This window comes from Porphyromonas bobii, assembly GCF_943169685.1.
Classification (GTDB): Bacteria; Bacteroidota; Bacteroidia; order Bacteroidales; family Porphyromonadaceae; genus Porphyromonas; species Porphyromonas pasteri.
Genome location: NZ_CALPBU010000017.1, coordinates 1 through 942 on the forward strand (window position 1 = coordinate 1; position 942 = coordinate 942).

The 942-nt window shown below is 53.1% G+C and carries 1 protein-coding gene; it reads left to right on the plus strand.

Translation table 11 applies throughout. The annotated features are described in order from the left end of the window. A partial coding sequence (locus KO088_RS08865) for an IS5 family transposase (RefSeq protein ID WP_215494437.1) occupies positions 1–897 on the plus strand: 897 nt, incomplete at its 5' end. Between the last annotated feature and the right edge of the window lie 45 nt (positions 898–942).

A 942-nucleotide genomic window follows, 5' to 3' on the forward strand; every position in this document is an offset into this window, starting at 1 on the left:
GCCTTGATGATGTTCAAGATCCTACTACTTCAGACCTGGTACGGCCTGAGTGATTACGAAGTCGAAGAACGGATCAACGACTCCCTCCTCTTCAGCGAATTCCCCCTCTTGGATATGGGCCTTCCAGCTCCAGACCACAGCACCATCTGTCGCTTTCGCGCTGAACTGACCCGCTTGGGGATTATGGACAAGCTCCTTCGCGAGCTGAATAAGCAGTTCAAGAAGCACGGGATTAGCCGTATTGACCAAGGGGCTATTGTGGATGCGAGCATTGTGGATAGCCCGCACGCTCCCGATGGGAGTATCCTCATCAAAGTGGCCGACGACCGAGAGGACTTGCGCACCGAAGAAGGGCAAGCCCAAGAGCAGGCTTATCAGTATGAGCTAAAAAGTCGCAAACCAGGGGTGGATACGGAAGCTCGTTGGGTGCGCAAAGGCAGACACTATCGCTACGGGTACAAAAAGCACGTGCTGACCGATGGGCAAGGGTTGGTGGAGAGCATAATTACCACGCCAGCCAATTGTGCCGATACGGTGGTATTGCCCGAGCTGATAGAGAAGGCTGAGCTTACGCAGGGCGTTAGTGTCCTTGCCGATAAAGGTTATTGTAGTAAGAAGAACTCGGCTTGTCTCCTTGAGCGCGGCTTGATTGATGGGATTATGCTCAAAGCGCAGAAGGGGATGAAGCTTACAGAGCGACAACGTGAACTGAATAACGGCATCAGCAAAATACGCTGTTTGATAGAGCGCACCTTCGGGAGTATTCGAAGGTGGTTTTCAGGAGGGCGATGTCGCTACCGAGGGCTTGAGCGAACGCATACACAGAATATCTTGGAGGCTATGGCATACAATCTGAAGCGTATGCCTAGGCTTCTTGTGCTCCAGAGCACCAAATAGCCCAGAAAAGCCCCCTCTCGGGAGGATGATCCTCCCGGGAAGGGG